The sequence below is a fragment of the Kordia sp. genome, from assembly GCF_050633145.1.
GTDB lineage: Bacteria > Bacteroidota > Bacteroidia > Flavobacteriales > Flavobacteriaceae > Kordia.
Map to the genome: position 1 here is coordinate 1 of NZ_JBOEFY010000119.1, position 1627 is coordinate 1627.

The following is a 1627-nucleotide window of genomic DNA, read 5'->3' on the forward strand; positions in this document are numbered from 1 at the left end:
ATGCCGTACTCGATCTACGCTCTGGAGCATGTAGTGGAACAAATATAAGTTGTGCAGACAATACAACAGGAAGTAATGCTGAAGTTATCAATGCAACAGGTTTATCTATCGGAACTACATACTATGTCCGCGTATATAGTTATGGCGGTGCAGGAAATGGAACTTTTGATATCTGTGTTACAACACCAGTCATTATACCAGGACCTTGTCAACCAACAACAGATACACCAGGAACAATGTATATAGATGAAGTTGCTTTCTTAGGAACTTTACAAGATGTAACCAATGCAGGTTCTGGTTTTAGTACGGGATATCAGGATTTTACAGGTTTAGCTACCTTATCAAGACAGGTTGAAGGAGAAGGTGTCAATGTATATGTAGAAGCGCCTTTTAGATGTGCTTGGAAAGCTTGGGTCGATTGGGATGGTAATGATGTCTTTGATGAAGCTACTGAAAAAGTATATGATTCTAATGGAGTCTCAACGACAACGACAACGTTTGGTTTTGTAATTCCGCTAGGAACAGTTGCGGGAGATTATAGATTGCGAATACGAAACTATACAGGGTTTGATTATTCTATATTTGATTACAATAATTCTTATGATTTTAACTCATGCGAAGACTTTGTAGATACAGGATCTACGATTGATCGTTTGGGTGAAGCAGAAGATTATCTCTTTACTGTAGAACCTTTCTGTGACGCAATTATTGATACCATTACTGATGGCGAAACTTGCGGAGATGGAACAGTGGATTTATCGGTTACTGCAACAGGAACACCATCTATCACAGAATACAGATGGTACGATGCAGAAACTGGTGGAAGCTTAGTAACAACTACGCTAACAGGAAACTGGACAACTCCATCTATATCGGCAACAACTACGTATTATGTAACGGCATTTAATGGTAGCTGTGAATCTTGGGTACGTGAGCCTGTAGTAGCAAAATTCAACCCAATACCAACAGTAAACATAACACCAGATGTATCAAGTAGAGTAGTTTGCGGAGAAAATGATATGTTAGAAATATCTGTTTCTGGAGATGTAGAAGATGTATTTTTAATAGATGAAGATTTTGAATCGGGAGGATTAGGCGCTTTTAGTAATATAATACTTAATGACAATGGAGCCACAATTAATGGGCGTTCTGCATGGCAAAATCAAACGAGTACATTTGTTCCAGCAGAAGAAGTGTGGTTTCCAGCAATCTCTTCAGGATTTGGAACCGACCAATTTGTAATTTGTAACTCTGATGTCGGAGCAGACGGATTTGGAAATTCCTATATTACGCACAATGCATTACAATCTACGACTTCGTATGACACAACAGACTATGTTAATCTAACGATGAGTTTTGACTGTTACTACTCACACTATCTAGAAGATGGAACTGGCGGTGCAGATGACTATTTTACAGTAGAAGTTTCTACAGATGGAACGAATTGGACAGCACTGACAGCAGACATTATTGCAGATGTTGGAATTGGGACAAAATTTGATAATATATCCTATGACTTATCAGCCTATATCAACCTACCAACAGTAAGTGTGCGAATTCGTTTCTTCGCAGAATGGTCAGACGGAGTTGCTGTAGACAATGTAAAACTATTTGGAGACAAAGATGT

At 38.7% G+C, this 1627-nt stretch carries 1 protein-coding gene; it reads left to right on the forward strand.

The features are described 5' to 3' along the window. Positions 1-1627 (forward strand): GEVED domain-containing protein (locus ACRBBL_RS27550; RefSeq protein ID WP_431372326.1); only part of this gene is annotated, 1627 nt, incomplete at both ends.